Annotated in this window: 10 protein-coding genes; 7 read left to right on the top strand and 3 right to left on the bottom strand. The window is 72.0% G+C overall.

What is annotated here, in order from left to right:
• The first annotated feature begins 142 nt into the window (after positions 1-142).
• From ACZ4UV_RS03955 to fxsT, 3 genes are read left to right on the top strand one after another with little or no spacing between them, the layout of a single operon-like run.
• Positions 143-1,597: a VMAP-C domain-containing protein gene (locus ACZ4UV_RS03955; RefSeq protein WP_451019590.1), complete on the top strand. Its 1,455-nt coding sequence runs from the start codon at positions 143-145 to the stop codon at positions 1,595-1,597.
• Positions 1,594-2,694 carry an AAA family ATPase gene (locus ACZ4UV_RS03950; protein ID WP_467835717.1) on the top strand — a complete coding sequence of 367 codons (1,101 nt, stop codon included), beginning with the start codon at positions 1,594-1,596 and terminating at the stop codon, positions 2,692-2,694. Before ACZ4UV_RS03955 ends, ACZ4UV_RS03950 begins: the two co-directional genes overlap by 4 nt.
• A complete protein-coding gene (gene fxsT / locus ACZ4UV_RS03945) occupies positions 2,694-7,289 on the top strand; it encodes an FxSxx-COOH system tetratricopeptide repeat protein (protein ID WP_467835716.1) in 4,596 nt (1,531 codons plus the stop codon). The genes ACZ4UV_RS03950 and fxsT overlap by 1 nt, the downstream gene beginning before the upstream one ends.
• A gap of 80 nt (positions 7,290-7,369) precedes the next feature.
• Here fxsT and ACZ4UV_RS03940 read toward each other — a convergent pair whose 3' ends face one another.
• Positions 7,370-8,698: a cation:proton antiporter gene (locus ACZ4UV_RS03940; RefSeq protein WP_451019856.1), complete on the bottom strand. Its 1,329-nt coding sequence runs from the start codon at positions 8,696-8,698 to the stop codon at positions 7,370-7,372.
• Between the two features lie 294 nt (positions 8,699-8,992).
• Here ACZ4UV_RS03940 and ACZ4UV_RS03935 point away from each other — a divergent pair, with 294 nt between their 5' ends.
• From ACZ4UV_RS03935 to ACZ4UV_RS03920, 4 genes are all read left to right on the top strand, one after another.
• Positions 8,993-10,051: a hypothetical protein gene (locus tag ACZ4UV_RS03935; protein WP_451019857.1), complete on the top strand. Its 1,059-nt coding sequence runs from the start codon at positions 8,993-8,995 to the stop codon at positions 10,049-10,051.
• Entirely contained in the window at positions 10,048-11,139 is a 1,092-nt protein-coding gene (locus tag ACZ4UV_RS03930; protein WP_451019858.1) for an effector-associated domain 2-containing protein, read from the top strand. Before ACZ4UV_RS03935 ends, ACZ4UV_RS03930 begins: the two co-directional genes overlap by 4 nt.
• 90 nt (positions 11,140-11,229) lie before the next feature.
• Positions 11,230-11,409, top strand: coding sequence for a hypothetical protein (locus tag ACZ4UV_RS03925; protein ID WP_390045156.1), 180 nt, complete (start codon positions 11,230-11,232; stop codon positions 11,407-11,409).
• A 22-nt stretch (positions 11,410-11,431) separates the two neighbouring features.
• The gene (locus ACZ4UV_RS03920) at positions 11,432-13,228 is read left to right on the top strand and encodes an aKG-HExxH-type peptide beta-hydroxylase (protein ID WP_467835714.1); all 1,797 of its coding nucleotides are present in this window, start codon (positions 11,432-11,434) and stop codon (positions 13,226-13,228) included.
• A gap of 131 nt (positions 13,229-13,359) precedes the next feature.
• Here the strand turns inward: ACZ4UV_RS03920 and ACZ4UV_RS03915 are convergent, their stop codons facing one another.
• Both ACZ4UV_RS03915 and ACZ4UV_RS03910 read right to left on the bottom strand, forming a co-directional pair.
• Positions 13,360-13,614: an FG-GAP repeat domain-containing protein gene (locus ACZ4UV_RS03915; protein WP_467835713.1), complete on the bottom strand. Its 255-nt coding sequence runs from the start codon at positions 13,612-13,614 to the stop codon at positions 13,360-13,362.
• Between the two features lie 26 nt (positions 13,615-13,640).
• Entirely contained in the window at positions 13,641-18,464 is a 4,824-nt protein-coding gene (locus ACZ4UV_RS03910) for a family 43 glycosylhydrolase (RefSeq protein ID WP_467835712.1), read from the bottom strand.
• Positions 18,465-18,805: the final 341 nt, after the last annotated feature.

Raw genomic sequence — 18,805 nt, 5'->3', positions numbered from 1 at the left:
CCCTGGACCCAGGGCTACGGCACCCGGACTGCCTTGCAACGGAAGGGACTTGGGGGGCACAGGAGCCGTGAACGGGGGACGCTTGTTCAGTGTGAGAAACGGCGGTCATGCGGCGGGGTTCGAGCATGAGCTGGTAGACCAGATGTGCGCGGTGTCGGGACTCGATGCACCGGGAGGGCGCGATCTCTTGATCGACATGCTGTCGGGCCGGTTACCCGAGTTGGCCAACGTACGGCGACACGACCGGAAGCGGCACGACATCCTGGAGATAGCCCGAGCCTGCTGGCAGCAGCCCGCGGGACTGTCGGTGTTGGTGGACACCCTCCAGGTGTACGACCCCGGGTCGATTCCCGTGCTGAGGATCGTCGAGCTCGTCTCCGGCTCGCCGGTTCTGGCGGTCCTGCCCGATGCCGAACTCCGCAGGGCCCGCACGCTGCTGGGCCGGTTACCGTATCCCGACGCGCAGGGCCTGCTGTACGCGGCGGCCGGCGACCTTCCGCTCCCGGTGCACCCGGTCACCTCCCTCCAGGAGGCCTTCGACTTCCTCGCCGGGGCCAACGCCCGCCCCGACGGCCTGCTTCCCGTGCTGGTCCTGGTGGAGCACGCGATCGCGGCGGGCACGGCGGCCGACGCCGACCGGCAGGTCGTCGACGGCCTGCGCGGCTGGATCGACGATCAGAGCACCCGACTCGACCTGGTGAAACCTCTCGAAGCGCTCCGCTCGCAGATAGCGCGCGGAGCGGCGGAACCGGCTCCCGCCTGTCTCGTTGTCCAGTTGAGCAGACACGGGATGAGTTCGGACGAGTACCTGCTGTCCCACTGGCGCCAGCGGCGGCCCGGCTCGTGGCGGCCGGAGCGAGGAGAGGACCGGATCGTGGCCTTGGACGACGTCGAGGCCGCGGTGGAGCAGCTGGTGGAGAGCGTCGAGGAGGACTGGGGCGAGCAACCCGGCCGGCCGGTCCTCGAGTTCGTACTGCCGCTCCACCTGCTGAACCGTCCCATGGAATGGCTGCCGACCGCCTCGCACTCGCCCTCCGCGACCGCCCTGTGCCTGGACTACCCGGTGGCGCTGCGGAGCCTGGAGCGGATGCGGGCCCGCCGGTACCACCGGCGCTGGCGCAACCGCTGGCAGCAGCTGGCGGCCGGTCCCCGGATCGTCTGCCACTGGGACACGACGGGGGAGCGCGGCCACGACCCCGAGCAGTGGAACAGTGCCCTCGCCGCCGACGAGCGGCTCGTGTCGGTCGCGCTCACCGGGCCCCCGCTGCCCGGACCCGGCGGCCGCCAGACCACGCTCGAAGCCGCGCTGCAGGCCGGGGTGCCGTTGGCGGTCTGGGACCGCCGGCCCACGCCCCCGGGCGACTTCCGGAAACGGGTCGACAGACTGCTGAAGGGAACGGTCGCCGAACTGCCGCAGCGCGTGAAGAAGTTGCGCAGCGAGGCGGCCACCGCAGCCGCCCCGCAACGCGATGCGCACGCAGGACGTCACCTCGCGGTGCTCCTGGACAACCCGAACCGGATGGTGGACTGGTCCGAATACCCGGCGTCGGATCCCGGCAGTGTGCGCGGCGGACACGACGACGAGGGGACCTCATGAACGGCGTCCAGCACCCGGTGGAGAACAGCCGCAACGGCGGCCCGGTCAGCCGCAGTTGGTGGATCTACCGGGGCACCGGGCAGCCGCTGCCCGACATCCGCCTGGCCGACGTGCTGCCTCCGCCGCCCGGCTGGCGGACCTTCGACGGCGGCCCGGTGCTGCCGCCCGTACCGGCCGAGAGCGCCGAGACCGACCGCCGGCTCGGCAGCGTGGGCCGCACCACCTCCCGGCAGAACCCGCACGACATCGACATGATCAACACGGCCCTGCTGCTGCGCAGGCCGCTGCTGGTGACCGGCCGGCCCGGCATCGGGAAGTCCACGCTGGCCTACCTGGTCGCCCGCGAACTGGGCCTGGGCCGCGTCCTGCACTGGGGGATCACCTCGCGCAGCACCCTGCGCTCCGGACTGTACGAGTACGACGCCATCGGCCGGGCCCAGGCCTCCCTGGGGCGGCGACCGGCAGCCGTCCCCGACGGCGAGGACACCGCCGAGGCGCCGCCGGACGGTGGCACCGGCGCCCGGATCGGGGACTTCGTGCGGCTGGGCCCGCTGGGCACCGCCCTGCTCCCGTACGAGCTGCCCCGCGTCCTGCTCATCGACGAACTGGACAAGAGCGACATCGACCTGCCCAGCGACCTCCTCCACGTGCTGGAGAACGGCTCGTACGACATCCCGGAACTGGTCCGCGCCCGTCATCACGAGGGCCGGGCACGGGTGTTCACCGACGACCCGGACACCACGGTCACGGTGACGGACGGCCGGGTACGGTGCCGGGCCTTCCCGTTCGTCGTCATCACCAGCAACGGCGAACGGCAGTTCCCGCCGGCCTTCCTGCGCCGCTGCGTCCGGCTGGACGTCTCCCCGCCCCGCGAGGACCAGCTGGCCACCATGATCGCCGCGCACTTCCGGGACCAGGAGGGCCGGCACGACGACATGATCCGGGCGTTCGTGGAACGCAGCCGGCAGAACGGCGGACTGGCGACCGACCAGTTGCTCAACGCCATCTTCCTGCGGACGGCCGGGGTCCGGGAGGACGACGAGTCCTGGGGCGAGCTGCTGGAGGCCCTCTGGCGCGAGCTGTCGGGGGCGCCCTGATGGGTGACGACCCGCGTGCCCGTCCGGAGGCCTTCGAAGTGGCGGAGGGCCTCTGGCTGCACGCGTACCAGACGCTGGCGGCCCGGCTGCCGGCGTCGGACCGCCCGCCCCAGCCCCGGCCGACCGCGCTGTCGGGGCTCTCCGGGCTGCCCGAACCGCTCGACAGGCCGCCGGTGTCCGGTGGGACGGGCGGCCGTACGACGGGTGGGACGGGCGGCGGTACGACAGCCGGGACCGGTGGCGGTGCGACGGACGGGACCGCCGGAGGTACGGCGGGCGGGGCCGCCGGTACGGCGAACGGGACCGGAGGCGGCAGTTCGGCGGAGACCGGGGACGGCACGACGGACGGGACCGCCGACGGCGCGGTGCGGGAGCCGTCCGGTGACCTGGCCGAGGTGCTGTTCCTGCCGTTGCCGCCCGCCGGAGCGGAGGGGGCCGGACCCGGTTCCGCGCCGGAGCGGGCGACCCGGTGGCTCCGTGCCGAGGCGGTCGTACCGGCCGAGCCGGCCGAGGCCGTGCCGGACCTGCGGGACGCGACGGGGATCACCCGTGCGCTGCGAGTGCTGAAGCAGCTGGTGCCCTCGGCGTCCGAGGTCGAGCTGGACGAGGAGACCACCGCCGAACGCGCCGCCGAAGACGGCCTGTGGGTGCCCTACACCCGGTCGGCGGACGAGCGCCGCTTCGATCTGGTGCTGGTGGTGGACGACCACCCGACCATGGTGATCTGGGAGCAGACGGTCGCCGAGTTCACCACCGTGGCGGAACGGCTGGGCGCCTTCCGCGACGTACGGGTGCGCCGGCTCGGCCTGCGCGAGACCCTGCGGGGGCCGGAGGCGGTGCTGCGCGGGCCGTATCCGGACCACGACGTCCTCGGCGTCCCCGGCGAACTGGTGGACCGCACCGGCCGCCGGATCATCCTCGTCCTCACCGACGGCCTGGGACCGCTGTGGCGGACCGGGGCCGGCCGGCAGGCGCTGGAGCTCTGGGCGGCGGCCGGGCCGGCGGCGGTGGTGCATCTGCTCTCCCAGCGGGACTGGCACCGCACCGCGCTCACCCCCCGGCCCGCACGGCTGCGCAGCCCCCGCGCGGGGGCCCGCACCGACGAACTGGCCGTGGACTTCCCGGCCGAGTGGCGCGACCCCTTCGATCCGCCGCCCGGCACCTGGACGGCGGCGGTCCCGGTCCTGGAGCTGGACGCCCGGTGGCTGGGCCGCTGGGCCGGTCTGGTGGCCGGTGCGGAGCCCGGCTGGGTCGAGGCCCCGGTGCTGTTACTGGGCGCGCCCGATGTGCCCGAGGAGGATGTCGACGAGCCGCCGGCCGTCGTCCCGCCCCCCTCGGTACAGGAGCGCATCCGGCGCTTCCGCAGCCATGCCACCCCCACCGCCTTCCGGCTGGCCACGCATCTGGCCGCCGCGATCCTGGAGCCCCGCCTGGTGCGGGACGTCCAGCGCAGGCTGGTGCCCGAGGCGCAGCCGGCCCATCTGGCCGAGCTCTTTCTGAGCGGCCTGCTGGAGCAGCCGACGCCCGCCGGTGCGCGCAGCGCCACCGCGCCCGCGCCGCTGGAGTTCGTCGACGGGGCGCGCGAGGCGCTGCTGGCGGGCGCGATGCGTGCGGACACCGCCCGGGTGGTGAGCTCGGTGTCCGAGTTCTACGGCGACCGGTTCGAGGCGGCCCGCGGGCTGCACGGCGCGCTGCTCGCCCCTGACGAGGAGCCGGTTCCACAAGTGACGGCGGAGAGTCTGCCGTTCGTGCGTGTCGAGCTGGCCGTGCTGCGCGCCCTGTCCGGGCCCTACCTGCTGCGCGCCCGCCGGGTCGGCGCGGCGTTGGAAGGGGCTCCTTCGGGTGCGTCGATCACTGAGAATTCGCGGCAAATGAGCCACGATATCCGTAATAAAGATGTTGTAAATTCAGACTTGGGCGGCCTGGACATGACCGACACCACTGCCAGTGAGCACCAGCATGCAGCGGGAGAATCCGCGAGCGGGACTCCAGTGCGGGAGATTCCCGTTCCGAGCACCGACGGGCTGCCGGGCGCCGACCTCTCGTCACCCGGCAGGACGGTCCCCGGGCCGGCCGCACCCCAGTCACGCTCGGCCCCGCAGCGCGCCTCCGTACCGGTGGTCTGGGGCAACGTGCCACCGAACAACCCCAATTTCACCGGGCGGGAGGAACTCCTCGCGCAGGTGCACGAGCAGTTGCTGACGGGCGACACCTCGGCGGTGCTGCCGCACACCCTGCACGGCATGGGCGGGGTCGGGAAGTCCCAGATCGCCATCGAGTACGTCTACCGGCACTCCTCCGAATACGACGTCATCTGGTGGATCCCGTCCGAACAGCCGACGATGATCCTCACCGCGCTCACCGAACTCGCCCACCGGCTCGGTCTGAACGTGGGCGCGGAAGCCAACAGGGCGGTCCCGGCGGTCCGCGAGGCGCTGCGCCGCGGGGAGCCCTTCGGCCGATGGCTCCTGGTCTTCGACAACGCCGAGAACGTCGAGGCCGTACGCCCCTACTTCCCGACCGGCGGCACCGGGAAGATCCTCATCACCTCGCGGAACCAGGAATGGGACCGGGTGGCCAGGACCCTCTCCGTGGACGTCTTCACCCGCGAGGAGAGCAAGGCCCTGCTCCGCCGGCGGGCCCGTGACCTGAGCGACTCCGACGCCGACCGACTCGCCGAGGAGCTGGGCGACCTGCCGCTCGCCATCGAGCAGGCCGCGGCCTGGCAGGCCGTCACCGGTATGGCCGTGTCCGAGTATCTGGGGCTGATCAGGGAGAAGATCGCCGAGCTGATGCTCGAACTGGTCCCCTCGCCGGACTACCCCATGTCGGTGGCCGCCGCCTGGGACGTCTCGCTACGCCAGCTCGAACAGCGCAACCCCGCCGCGCTCCAGCTCCTCCAGGTCTGCTCCTTCTTCGCTCCCGAGCCGATCTCGCGCGCCCTCTTCAACAACTCGCGCAGCACCATCTCCCCGGAGCTCGACGAGGCCCTGCGCCACCCGATCAGGCTCGGCCGGGCCATCCGCGAGATCAACGTCTACGCCCTGGCGCGTATCGAGCACCGGCACGACACCATCCAGCTGCACCGTCTGGTCCAGGCGGTCCTGGTCAACCGCATGTCCCCGCAGCAGCAGGCGGACATGCGGCACGGCGCGCACCTGCTCCTCGCCGACGCCAACCCCAACAGTCCCGGCTCCAGGGAACTGTGGCCGCGCTACCAGCAGTTGCTGCCGCACATCGTGGTGTCGCGGGCCGTGGAGTGCGACTCGCCCTGGGTGCGCAGCCTGATCCGGGACGCCGTGGACTTCCTCTACATCTGGGGCGACCACGACGGCGCGGTCGCCATGGCGCGCGAGGCGGTCCAGCTGTGGACCGGGAAGTTCGGCGCCGAGGACCAGCAGACACTGGAGATGGCGAAGACGCTGGCCTTCCTGCTGCGTACGATCGGTGAGTACGAGGAAGCCGCCGCCATGATGCAGCGCACCGCGGACACGTACATCCGGATCGCCGGCGAGGACGACGAAGGCACCCTCGACGCCCTCATCCAGCTGACCAGCGGACTGCGGCTGCGGGCCGAGATGGCCCGGGCCCTGGAGATCAACCGATCGGTCTACTCGCGCGCTCTGCGGGCCTTCGGCGACGACGACCCGGCCACCCTCCGCGCGGCCCACAGCCTGGGCGTCGGCCTGCGCCTGATGGGCCTCTACCAGGAGGCCCGGGAATACGACACGGAGACGGCCCGGCTGCGTGCCCTCGCCCTCGGCGAGAACCACCTCGACACGCTGAACACCCTGAGCGCCCTGTCCCTCGACATCCGGGAGACCGGTGACTACCTGGGATCCGTGGTCCACCAGGAGGACGTCTACGCCCGTTACGTCGCCGCCTACGGCGAGGACAACCCCGCCACCATCAGCTGCGCCCGGGTGCTCGCGGTGTGCCGGCGGCGCGCCGGCGACCACGACGGGGCGGTGCGGCTCAGCGAACTGGCGATGGCGCGGTTCGAGACCCGCTACGGCGCGGACCACCCGGACACCATCGCCTGCGCGGCCAACCTGGTCGTCGACCTCCGGCAGGACGGCCAGCTGAGGCGTTCGGCGGAACTGGGCGAGGCGACCGTCTCGCGCTACGAGGCCAAACTCGGCGCCACCCATCCCTACACCCTGTCGGCCCGTACGAACGTGGCCATCACCCTGCGCCACCTGGGCGAGCTCGACGCCGCCGGGGAACACCTGGACAAGGCGCTCGGCGGCATGCGCGAGTCGCTGACCGACGAGCACATCCTCACCGTGACCACGGCCCTCGGCATGGCCAACCACCACAGCGCGCTCGGGCGCCACACGGAGGCCCTGGAAGCGGACCGGCAGAGCCTGGACATCCTTCGGCGGACACTCGGCCCGGACCACCCGACCACCCTGGCCTGCGCCAACAACGTGGCCCTGGACCTGCGCGCGCTGGACCGCGTGGACGAGGCGACGGTGCTGCACACCGACACCCTGACCCGGTTCCGCCGGACGCTGGGCGAGAGCCACCCGGCGACCGTCGCCGCCGCCAGCAGCCAGCGGGCCGAGGCGGACATCGCTCCGGTGCCGTTCTAGCCAAGGGCTGCCGGTCGGGCGCTGGGCGCCCGACCGGCTCGGCCCGGTGGAGTCACGGCAGCGGAGTCACGGCTGTGGCCTCACGGCTGTGGCGTCGGCTCGGCGTCCACGGCCTGCCCGGTGTCCGGCGTCTGCTCGCCACCGGGGTCCGCCTCGGTGCCGGCGCGTTCGGCCGGTGAGGTGCCCTCCGGGCGATGGAGCGGGCCGATCAGCGGTCCGGCGGCGGCCGTGGTGAGCAGCGCCATCACGACCAGCAGCGCATACAGCCGGGGTCCGATCACCCCGGCCTGCAACCCCACGTTGAGCACGATGAGTTCGGTGAGCCCTCGGGTGTTGAGCAGCACACCGATCAGCAGGGAGTCACGCCAGGGCAGCCGGGCGGCGCCCCGGGCCGACAGGGCGCCGGCGGCCACCTTGCCCGCCACCGCGGCGGCACATATCACCAGCAGGAGCAGCAGGTCGGAGGCGTGCAGCCCGGTGAGCTGGACCGACATCCCGGAGATCGCGAAGAACACCGGAAGCAGCAGGCCGCCGGTCTCCTGGAGCGGGCGCAGCACCTGGCTGTCCGGAGCGCCGTCGGACTGGCGGGGCATGATGATCCCGGCCAGCAGCGCACCGAAGATCACATGCAGTCCGAGCGCGCTGGTGACCCAGGCCGAGGCCAGCGCCAGGGCGGCGGCGACCGGGACGTGATTGGTCATCAGGGCGCCGGACCGGTTCATCCACCACTTGAGCACCGGCCGCACCACCACGAACATCGCCAGCACGTAGGCCGCCAGGAGCGCCACCTTGACGGTCCAGCCGCCCAGTGAGCCGTCCTCGCCGCCGATCAGGGCGACGGCCAGTACCGGCCAGCTCAACGCGTCGATGACACCGGCGGCCGCCATCGCGATCGTGGCGGGCCTGGTGCCGGCCAGCCCCTGGTCCCTGATGATGCTGGCCAGCACGGGCACCGCCGTGATGGACAGGGCGACCGCCATATACAGGGTGAATGTCGCGTCGACCGGATGTCCGCCGTTGGCGGAATGGAAACCTCCGGGATAGAGCAGAACGATGCCCGCCCCGATCAGCATGGGAATCGCGAACCCGCTCAGCGAGACGGCGGTCACCGCGCCGCGATTGCGCAGCTGGCCGAGGTCGAGTTCATAACCGACCGCGAAGAGGAAGAGCACCAGCGCGACTTGGGCCACGGAAGTCAGAATTGGCTTGATCTGGTCCGGGAAGATGGTTTCATACACCCCGCCGGGGGCCAGTCCCAGCAGACTGGGGCCGAGGGCGATGCCGGCGAATAACTGCCCGATGACCGGCGGCTGGCGGAGCTTGCGGGCCGCCGCTCCCAAGAGCGAGGAGAGCGCGATCACCACCGCGAGAGCTGCGACGACGTGAGTGACAGTGGAGTCGATGCTCACCGGCATCCCCCTTCGGCAAGTGCCTCACCCTGTGGCGTTGTTCATACGCAGTGTAGCCGGTGTGGGGGCAACTGATCTATTCTTGCATGCGTTTGGAATATGCCGTCAGAGGGCGGGGGGTCGACGGTGGCAACGGTCTTATTCGTACACGGCACCGGCGTACGCGAGCCGGGATTCAGCGGAACCGTGGAGACCGTACGGCAAGGATTGCGGCCGTTACGGCCCGAAGTCCGTATATCTTCCTGTTATTGGGGGGGAACTGCCGGATCGGTACTGCATTCGAACGGTATTTCCGTGCCGGGGTACGCGACGGGGCGTGAATTGCCGGGAGCGGTCGCCCCCGGCGCACCGGGAGAGGACCTCGACGAGGACGTCGAATTCTGGGGCCTCCTCTATCTGGACCCGCTGCTCGAACTGCGCCTGCTCACCGCGGAAACCACCGGGAGAGCCGAGTCGGCCCCCGGCACCCGGCCGCCGGGCGAGGTCCTCTCGGCGGCGGCTTCGGCGCTCACCGCGGACGACCGGTTGCGCCGACTGCTGGACGCGGCGGGCCTCGCGGAGGACTTCGCCGCCGCCGTGTCCGCCGTGCTGACCGCCGACGACTGCCGCCGTTTCCTCCGTGCCCCGGCCGAGGGCACCGGCCCGGCCGAACTGGCCCGGGCCTTCGTGGCCGAGGCGGTACGCCGCCGGACCGAGCGGCAGGGACCGGCGACGGCCCTCGACGGCACCGCCCGCGACGAGGCGGTCGCCCGGATCGCCGGCCTGCTCCCCGGCCCCTCCGCGACCGGGGACGAGCCCGGCACACACCGCGGCCCCGTGACCCGGCGGATCAAGCGGCTGACGGGACGGCTGGCCCTCGGCCTGGCCTCCGCCCAGGCGGTCAGACGGCGTTCGGCGCTCACCGACGCGGCCCATCCGGCAGCCGGGGACGTGCTGCTCTACCTGGCCCGCGGCGGCCCGATCCGCGAGTTCGTCGCGGCGGCCGTCGCGGAGGCGGAGCCGCCGGTGGTCCTGCTCGCGCACAGCCTCGGCGGGATAGCCGCGCTGGACCTGCTGGTGCTGCGGCCGCTGCCGCAGGTCGAGCTGCTGGTGACCGTCGGCTCGCAGGCGCCGTTCCTGTACGAACTCGGGGCCCTGCCCAGCCTGGAGCCGGGCAGCCCGCTGCCCGCCCACGTACCGCGCTGGCTGAACGTCTACGACCGGCGGGACCTGCTCAGCTACCTCGGCGCCGGCGTCTTCCCCGGCCGGGTCCGGGACATCGCCCTCGACAGCCGCCAGCCCTTCCCGCTCTCCCACAGCGCCTACTGGAGCAACCCCGAGCTGTACCGCGTCCTGGCCGAGGAGCTGCCGTGACCGCCGCCCGCCCGGACCGGACCCACGCCGTCGTCGTCGGTGTGGAACGCTATGCCGCCGGCCCGTCCTGGGACCTGCCGGGTCCGGCGGCCGACGCCCGCCGCTTCACCGCCTGGCTGCGCGGCCGCGGCGTGCCCGCGGCCCACATCTCCCTGCTGCTGGGCGCCCTGCCCGGGACCGGCGGGCCCGAGGTGGACGTGACCGCCGGCAGCGCCGGTCGGGAGGCCGTGCAGGAGGTGCTGACACGCCGGCTGCCCGCGCTGGAGGGCGACCTGCTGTTCGTCGTCTGGGGCGGTCACGGGGTCACCGATCCGCAGGGACACCGAAGGCTCTTCTACGCCGACGCCACGGCCGACGACAAGCGCAACCTCGACCTGGACGCCTGGCTGACCACCCTCACCACCGACGCGCTGCCCGGCTTCCGGCGCCAGATCTGGCTGGTGGACTCCTGCCAGACCTTCGTCGAGGACCTCGGCTTCGTCCGCTCACTGCCCGGCGAACTCCCGTCCCGCGGCGACCGGTTGCCGGGCCGGGAGCAGTTCGTGCTGCTGGCCTCGGGACCGGGACAGCGAGCGGCCAACGATCCCGTGCGGCGGACCGGGGCGTTCTCCCGGGCCGTGCTGGCCGTACTGGAGGCCGCGGACGACGAGAACTGGCCACCGGACATGGGTACGGTGGCGGACACCGTGATCGGACGGTTCACCGAGGGGGGACAGCGGCCCACCTCGCTCTGGTACCGGTCCGGGGCCGGCGACGTACGCCACTACGACTTCCCGGCCACCCGGCGCCGGGCGGAACCGGTACCGGACTCGGCCCTGGCCGAACTGATCGCCCTGCTCGCGGGGTGGCCCGGCATGGCCGACCGCGACCAGCGGCAGCTCGTCATCGACATGCTGCCGGTCGACCTGGGCGGTGCCATCCCCAGGCTGGGTGCGGCACGGGCCGACATCATCAGCATCGTGCGTACCTGCCGTCTGCACCCGGGCGGCCTGGCCGCCCTCGTCGACGTACTCGCCATGATCGATCCGGGCTCGCTCGCGCGGCGCGACCTGAAGGACTGGGCGGCCCGCTGGCTGGCGCCCGAATAGGAGGCTGACCGGCCTGATCACGGCCTTCACGGCACCTGGAGCATGCGTCATCATGAAGTCAACGGGAGGACGTCCTCAGGGGGATGGCACATGAACACGCCCACGGAATCCGTGTGGTCCGAACTGCCCGATCTCAGCGAGACCACCCTTGCCGGCCTACGGGTCCAGAGCACGGACGTCTACGCGCGTGCACTGGACCGGTTGCTGCGGCAGGTCGAGCGGCCGCGGGTCAACTTCGCCGGTGACGGACCGCCCAAGCGGGCCGACTGACGACCGTCGTGGAAGGAGCCGTGTGCAGCCGGACGGACGCTCCGCACTCGCCCATGCCGCTCACCACGTCGTTCCCACGGCGTGTTTCGACGATCTGGCCGCGGGCCGGGGCGGTCCGGAGACCGTTCGTTTCCTGTGGAGCACCGAGTACAGCAGGCGCCTGCTGCTACTGAGGGCCCTGCTCGACACCGCCGCCGCGACCCCCGGAGCGCTGGGCCCGCTGCCGCCCGTGGACGACGCGTGGGACATCCTCACGGCGGCCCAGCAGCGCGCCCCGCGCGCGTTCGGGGAACTGCTGCTGCACCCGCAGATCGGCACCTGGCTGGGGCACGGCCTGCGCCGGCTCAGGCACACGGCCTGGGGCGACGGGCCGCTCTGGACCGACCTCGGCCATCTGCACGCGGTGTGCGCGGTCGCCGCGCTGCGCGCCGGGCTGCCCCTGCGCACCACCGTGCCGTTGCGGGACGGCACCGCGATGTTCCCCGCCCTCGGACTGGCCCGCCTGCCGGGCCGCCCACGGTGGGGGACGGCGGAGGTGGCGGTGGAGGCGGGGCGGCTGCGGGTCGACCCGCACGGCGCCGGCGTGGGCCCGCCCGAGCCGCCCGGAGGCCCCGACGGCGATGCCCCCGGCTGGCAGGGGCTGCGCAGCCTGCGGGCCGGGCCGGCGGAGCGGCTGGTGACCGTCTGGCTGGACGACATCGACCCGTACCGGGACCTGAGTGAGCCACTGCCCCCGCAGCGCCTCGGCAAGGACGAACTCGCCCGCTGGCAGGAGCGGTTCGGTCTCGCCGTGGACCTGCTCGGGGCCAGCGATCCGGGCATGGCCGCCGCCATGGCGGAGGGACTGCGCACGGTCGCAGAGGTCCGGTCGGCACACACCTGGACGGTTGCCAGCGCCTCCTCCGGCGACGCCTTCGGCGGCCTGCTCTCCTCGCTGCCCCCGGACCCGGTCAGTTTCGCGGTCACCCTCGTCCACGAGTTCCAGCACACCAAACTGGGCGCGCTGCTCCACCTGCTGACGCTGGAGCGGGACGGCGGGGCCGAACGGCACTACGCCCCCTGGCGCAACGACCCGCGCCCGCTGAGCGGCCTGCTCCAGGGCGCCTACGCCTTCCTGGGCATCACCGACTTCTGGTGCAGGTACCTGGACCACGCACCGCCGGCCGCGCGCCAGGAGGCGGAGTTCGAGTTCGCGCTGCGCCGGCGGCAGACCCAGGAGGCGGTACAGGCCCTGCGCGCGGACCCCGGCCTGACCGCGCACGGGCGCCGTTTCCTGCGGGGCATGGCAGCGCGGTTGCCGGCCTGGTGGTCGGACCCCCGGGTCCGGCCGGACGTCGCCGCGCTGGCCGAGCTGGCGGCCACCGACCACCGCACCGGCTGGCGGCTCCGGCACCTGGCCCCCGCCCCGGACGACGTCCGCGCCCTGGCCAGGGCCTTCACCGCCGGTGCCGCGGCCGACGGGCCCATCGCCGCGTCCGCCGTCGTCCCCGATCCCGCCGCGCCCTGGTCCCAGGCCCGCAACGGACTGATCCGGCAGCGCCTCGCCGTGCCGGACGCCGGCGACTGGCCCGTACCGTCCGCCGCCGACCGTGCCCTGGTCGCCGGGGACCCCGACGCCTCCGACGCCTACGCCCGCCTGCTGGCGGGCGACCCCGAGGACGCCGACGCGTGGACCGGCCTCGTCCTCGCCCTCGCCGAGCGCCCGCTGCTGCAGCGTCCGGAGCTGCCGCGCGCGGTGCACCGCGAACTCCGCCTGACCGGCACGGCCGCCGACCCGCGCGACGTCGCGCGCTGGCTGGCGGCCGGCCCGGCCGTCTGAGAACAGTGTCGACACCGCGCCCGCCCGGAGCACGGTCTCGATGGCGGCCGACGGGGAGCCGACCGCCATCGAGCCGGGCGGGGACTGCAGCGGGGCGATCTCCCTGGCCGTGTCCTGACGGCCTGGCGTGATCAGCCGCACGAGCCGGTGAGCACGTCCACCGCGTCGTCGCTGCTGCTCGCCACCAGCAGGTCCTTGGTGCCGTCTGACGTCACGTCGGCGGCGGCCGCCTCGCAGGCGCCGCCCGCCGACAGTTCGGTCAGTTCGGTCAGCTCGCTCAGCGAGCCGCCCGAGGTGCCGGTGCAGACCGAGACCGAGTTGCCGTTGAGGGACGACACCAGGACGTCCGGGATGCCGTCGCCGTTGACGTCGGCCGAGTTTGGCACGGGAACCTACGGGCGCCGCCTGGGAGTCACGTGTTGTCGGACCGCGGTTTCCCGGAGTTCCGTGGCCGGAGGGGTACGGCGACGGTGGCCGTCCCTCCGTCGTCGTCGCTGACGGTGACCACCGGCCGGTGCCCGCCGGGCCTCCGGTACAGGTGCTCGGCACGGCAGACGGAGCCGCGGACCTTGCCCTGCGTCGGGCGGGTGCCGTCCTTCCAGTCGACGACGCAGGTGTGGGTGTCGGAGGCGCCTGGGTCGGTGAAGCGGACGGTGACGGTCACCCGCCGGTCGCCGTGGCCGTGCGCGTCGGTGATGGTCGGCGGGGCGTTGGAGACGGCCACGGTCGTGGTGTCGGTGCTGCGGCCGCCGGTCAGGGTGAGGGTGAAGGTGCCGTTGTCGGTGCAGGTGACGGTGGTGGCGGCCGATCCGGGGTCCGCGATCGTGCAGGGGGCACCCGCGGGGAGGGTCCACTTGCCGGGACCGGCCCCCGACACCGTGCCGGCGAGTGGGATCGCGTCCCCTTCCGTCCCGTCGGCGTCCGGTCCCGCGTGCACGACGGTCACCGGATCGATGCTCGTCAGCGTCGGGACGACGGGCTTGATCAACCCGTCCGCGTCGAACTCCAGCTTGTCGACGGTGGTTTCGCGGTGGGTGCCGTCGCCGCCGGGGATGGCGAACCGGTGGTAGGCGATGTACCAGTCGTCGGTGTTCGGGACGTGTACGACGCTGTGGTGGCCGGTGCCCTTGATGCCCAGGGAGAGGTCCTTGGAGAGGATCACGCCCCGCTTGGTCCAGGGGCCGGTGGGGGAGGGCCCGGTGGCGTAGGCGACGCGGTAGTTCTCGTCCCGGGTGTCGTTCTCGGACCACATGAAGTAGTAGATCCCGTTGCGCTTGATGACGAACGAGCCCTCGTTGTAGCCGCTCGGCGTGATGTCCCTGACCTTCGCCGTGTCGATGGACGTCATGTCGGCGTTCAGCGGGACCACGTAGGCGTGGCCGTTGCCGAAGTAGAGGTACGACTGCCCGTCGTCGTCCGTGAAGACGGCCGGGTCGATCATCTGGCCGCTGAAGTCACCGGACTTGAGGAGGGGTTTGCCCAGGGCGTCCTTGAACGGGCCGGTCGGCGAATCGGCCACCGCCACCCCGATGTTCGCGTCGGCGCAGAAGTAGAAGTAGTACTTGCCGTCCTTCTCGGTGATCGTCGGCGCCCAGGCCCTGCTGTCCGCCCAGCTGACGTCGGGACCGAGGTCGAGGACGACGCCGTGGTCCGTCCAGTGGACGAGGTCGGTGGAGGAGTACGCCTTGAACTGGGTGCCGCTCCAGCCGTCGTAGCCGTCGGTGGTCGGGTAGAGGTAGAAGGTGTCGCCGAAGCGGACGATGTTCGGGTCGGCGTTGAGCCCCGGCAGCACCGGGCTCTTCATGATGAGAGCCGAGACCGTCCAGGTGCGCTTCCTGCCGTCGGAGCCCGTCACCTCGTAGGTCACCGGCTTGCTGAAGTCCTGCACGCTCCCGGAGGCCGGGCTGATCGCGGCGCCGTGGGCGAGGGTGAACTCCGGTGCCAGAGAGGTGAGATCGGTGCCCTCGGTCATCGGCAGCGTGATCCTGCTCTCCGCGTCGTCGACGATGGCGTCGACCTTCAGACCGGTCTCGGCCGCCTTGGCGATCCCGGCAGTGTTGCCGCTGAGCTCCATCACCTCGGCGGCCGAGAGGGCCCGGTCGTAGATGCGGAAGTCGTCGACCTCACCGCCGAAGTACGGGTCGGCCGAGTACAGGGAGCGGCCGATGTAGCCGGTGTAGTCCTTGCTCGCGTCGTACAGCTCGGACGGCTTGATGGTGGTCGTCGTGCGGGCGGCCTGGATGCCGTCGACGTAGAGGACCATCGTGCCGGTCGCGCCGTCCAGGGTGACGGTGACGTGCTTCCACTCGCCGGGCGTGAGCTGCGAGCCGGCCGTCAGCTTGGACTCCGCCGACCAACTGGCTTTCGTGATGGCCGAGTAGAGGCTGGAGCCGCCGTTGGACGGGGTCGCGAAGAGATACCTGTCGCTGTCGGGGCCCAGCCCGAACAGCCACTGGAAGCTGTCGCCGCCCTTCCACTTGGCGTACGTCGACACGGTCACGCTGTCGGCGTTCTCCAGCACCCCGTTCGGGATCTTCACGTACGGCGAACTCGTCGCGTCCCCCGACATCTTGAAGGAGCCGCCCTTCACCCCCGTACTGAACGCGGGCGTGCGGACGTACGTGCCGTGGTAGCCGTGCCCGCTGGAGTCGACGGCGATGTTGCCGCCGGTGTCGTCGAAGTCGTAGTGCAGCAGCAGGTCGGCCGGGACGTCGGGACCCTCCTCCGACACGGTGACCTCGGCCTGGACCGGGATGGCGGTGCCGTCCGGGAGGCTGCCGGTGACGGTGAAGGTGCCGGGCTGCGCGTACGCGGACGCCGGGACGTCGTCCCAGGTGACGGCCACGGGCCGGTCGACGCCGTCGGCGTAGGTCGCGATGACGGTGGCGGGGAGGACCGGGGCCTGCCCTGTCCTCGTCTTCACCCTCACGCTCGCCACGCTCTCCACCAACTGGTCCGGCTGGTAGGCGCGGAGGAGCCGGTCGTACTCGGCCTGGGTGACCGGGAGCACGGTGCCGTGGCGGGGCTTGGCGGGCAGGTCGTAGTCGGCGACCGGGGTCCAGACCCCGGAGTCGAGATCGTCGGTCTCGAACGGGATGTATCCGCGCCCGCCGAACTCGTCGAGGAACGCGTACCACTTGTCCTCCGTGTTCGACTTGAACACCAACGGTCCCTCGGCCGCGCTCATGGCCCCCTTGCCGATGCCCTCCGCGACCGGGGTCCAGTCGGTGCTGAGGATCGAGTCGCTCTTCTCCTCGAAGATGAACTTGCTGTTGGGGGTCGAGGAGGTGTTGTTCCGCTCGTCCTTGGAGAGCCGGTAGTAGGTCCCGTCCTTCTGGATCATCGTGGAGTCGATGACCGACCAGCCGCGGTCGATCCACACCTTGGGCTCGCTGAAGGTGTAGAAGTCCCGGGTGGTGGCGTACATCATGCGGTTGTACGTGTCGCCGGAGTGCGCCTCGTCGTCGTACAGCTTCGACGCCCAGAAGACGACGTACTCGCCGAGCTTCGCGTCGTAGAACGCCTCGGGCGCCCAGGTGTTGCCCGCGCTGTCCGGGGCGACCTTCACCAGCCGCTGGTCCGTCCAGTGCACGAGGTCGGTGGACTCCCAGACCATGATGGACCTGCTGCCGGTGCGCTGGGCGGCGTCCCAGTCGCCGTTGCCGTAGATCCTGAGGTCGGTGGCGATCTGGTAGAACTTGTCGCCCTCGGGGGAGCGGATGATGAACGGGTCGCGCAGGCCCTTCTCGCCGAGCGTGGAGGTCAGGACGGGCTTCCCGTCGTTCAACTCCCGCCAGTTCAGCGGGTCGTTCCCCTTGCTGAGGGCCGCGTAGAGCTGCTCGCCGTCGGCGGTGCCCTCGCCGGTGAAGTAGCTGAACATGTAGCCCTTGAGGGTTTCCCTGGCGGGGAGTTCGGGGACCCGGGCGGTGAAGGTGCGGGTGCTGTGCGCCTCGCCCCTGGTGACGGTCGCGGTCAGGTCGACCGTCGTGGCTCCGGCGCCGTGCGCGGGGCGGTGGACCGTGCCGTCGGCGGCGATGACGTCCGGGTCGGCGGAGGACCAGGTGACGGCGGTGCCGTAGGGGCCGTCGGCGGGCAGGGTGAGGTTGCCGCGGACGTCGTCGACGTTGTGGACGGTGAGGGCGCCGGCGGCCTGCTCGGCGGCGGTGGGGTCGTCGAAGTCGGCGCGGACGGTGATGTCGAAGGTCCTGGTGTCGGTGACCGTGCCCTTGGTGAGGGTCGCGGTGAGCGTGGCACGGGCGTCGGGGGAGCCGGCGGCGGGCCGGGTCACCTTGCCGGAATCCGACACGGCCTCGGGGTTGTCGCTGGACCAGCTGATGGCCGACCCGCCCGCCGTACCGGTCTTCGGCAGGTCCAGGTCGGCGGTCACGGCACCGGTGTCACCGAGGCTGAGGGCCGCCTTGTCGTCGGCGACGCCCTGGGTGTCGACGGGCAGGGCGAGCTGCCCGACCTCGGAGCCGTCGAGGGCGCGGTCGTATACGCGGAAGTCGCGGATGCGGCCCTTGAAGAGCTTGTCGCCGGAGTAGACCGACTTTCCGATGTAGTTGGCGACGGTGCTGCCCGACCCGATGGCGCCCGGGGTGATGGTGACCGAGGTGTTGCGGCCGACCTCGACGCCGTCCTCGTAGAGCACGCCCGTGGTGCCGGTCTGGGTGTAGGCGACGTGCTTCCACACCGCGCGGGTGAGGTTGTGGGAGTCGGACGGCCTGGTCGTCTGCTCGGTCGACCAGTTGCCGGTGGCGAGGGAGGTGCGGAAGGAGTTGCCGGTGGTGAAGAGGTAGCCGTTGCCGCTGCTGCCGCTGGAGTTGCCGAAGCCGTAGAGGAAGTACGGGGTGGACTGGGCGGAGTCGATCCGCACGTCCATGGACACCGTGATGGCGTCCATGCCCTTCATGACGTCGTCCGGGACCTTGACGTAGGTGCCGGAGCCGTCGAAGCCGAGGCCCTGGCCGGAGGCCGACCAGTCGGCGGTGCCGTTGAGGGTGCCGTCACGGCCGTTGCCGGAGGCGTCGGGGACGGTGGTGCCGGTGTCGGCGTCCAGGGGGTACCAGAGGGCGAGGCCGTCGGTGAGAGCGGCGGGATCGGCGACGGCCTCGGTGGTGGCCCGGGCCGGAAGGGCGGGGCCGAGGAGTGCCAGGAGGGTCGAGGCGGCGGTCAGTCCGGCGAGCTGCCCCGCCCGGCGTCTCGCGCGGCCGCGCAGGCGTGAGGTGTGCGTCATGTGCGGCTCCCTGCCAAGTCCTCAGCGGTTACACGGAGATGACATTGCGTTGCGAGAGTGTCAAACGATGTCCACGGGGCCGTCAAGAGTTTTCGAACAACGTCCGACTGGTCGAACGTCCTGTCCGGCCCCCGCCTCGGTGGCCCCGCCAACTTTGCTGCCCCGCACGAGGCTTGGACCTGCCATGCGCGGGGCAGAGCCCTCCTACCGGACAGCAGGCACCGGTCAGGGCTCGGCAAGAGGAGGGCGTCATGGACGGTCGGATCCGCGTACGCGTTGTTCGTCGGCCCGCTCCCCGCGGGCAGGAGATCGACCGCAGGACGCCTTCCGGGCGCATCCTG

This window comes from Streptomyces sp. NPDC028289, assembly GCF_055565975.1.
This window is presented reverse-complemented; position numbering and strand designations above follow the sequence as displayed.

What these genes read in the sequence shown, in the direction of transcription:
- ACZ4UV_RS03955 (WP_451019590.1), top strand. Translation starts at nt 143, where the DNA reads ATGTGCGCGGTGTCGGGACTCGATGCACCGGGAGGGCGCGATCTCTTG.
- ACZ4UV_RS03950 (WP_467835717.1), top strand. Translation starts at nt 1,594, where the DNA reads ATGAACGGCGTCCAGCACCCGGTGGAGAACAGCCGCAACGGCGGCCCG.
- fxsT (WP_467835716.1), top strand. Translation starts at nt 2,694, where the DNA reads ATGGGTGACGACCCGCGTGCCCGTCCGGAGGCCTTCGAAGTGGCGGAG.
- ACZ4UV_RS03925 (WP_390045156.1), top strand. Translation starts at nt 11,230, where the DNA reads ATGAACACGCCCACGGAATCCGTGTGGTCCGAACTGCCCGATCTCAGC.
- ACZ4UV_RS03910 (WP_467835712.1), bottom strand. Translation starts at nt 18,464, where the DNA reads ATGACGCACACCTCACGCCTGCGCGGCCGCGCGAGACGCCGGGCGGGG.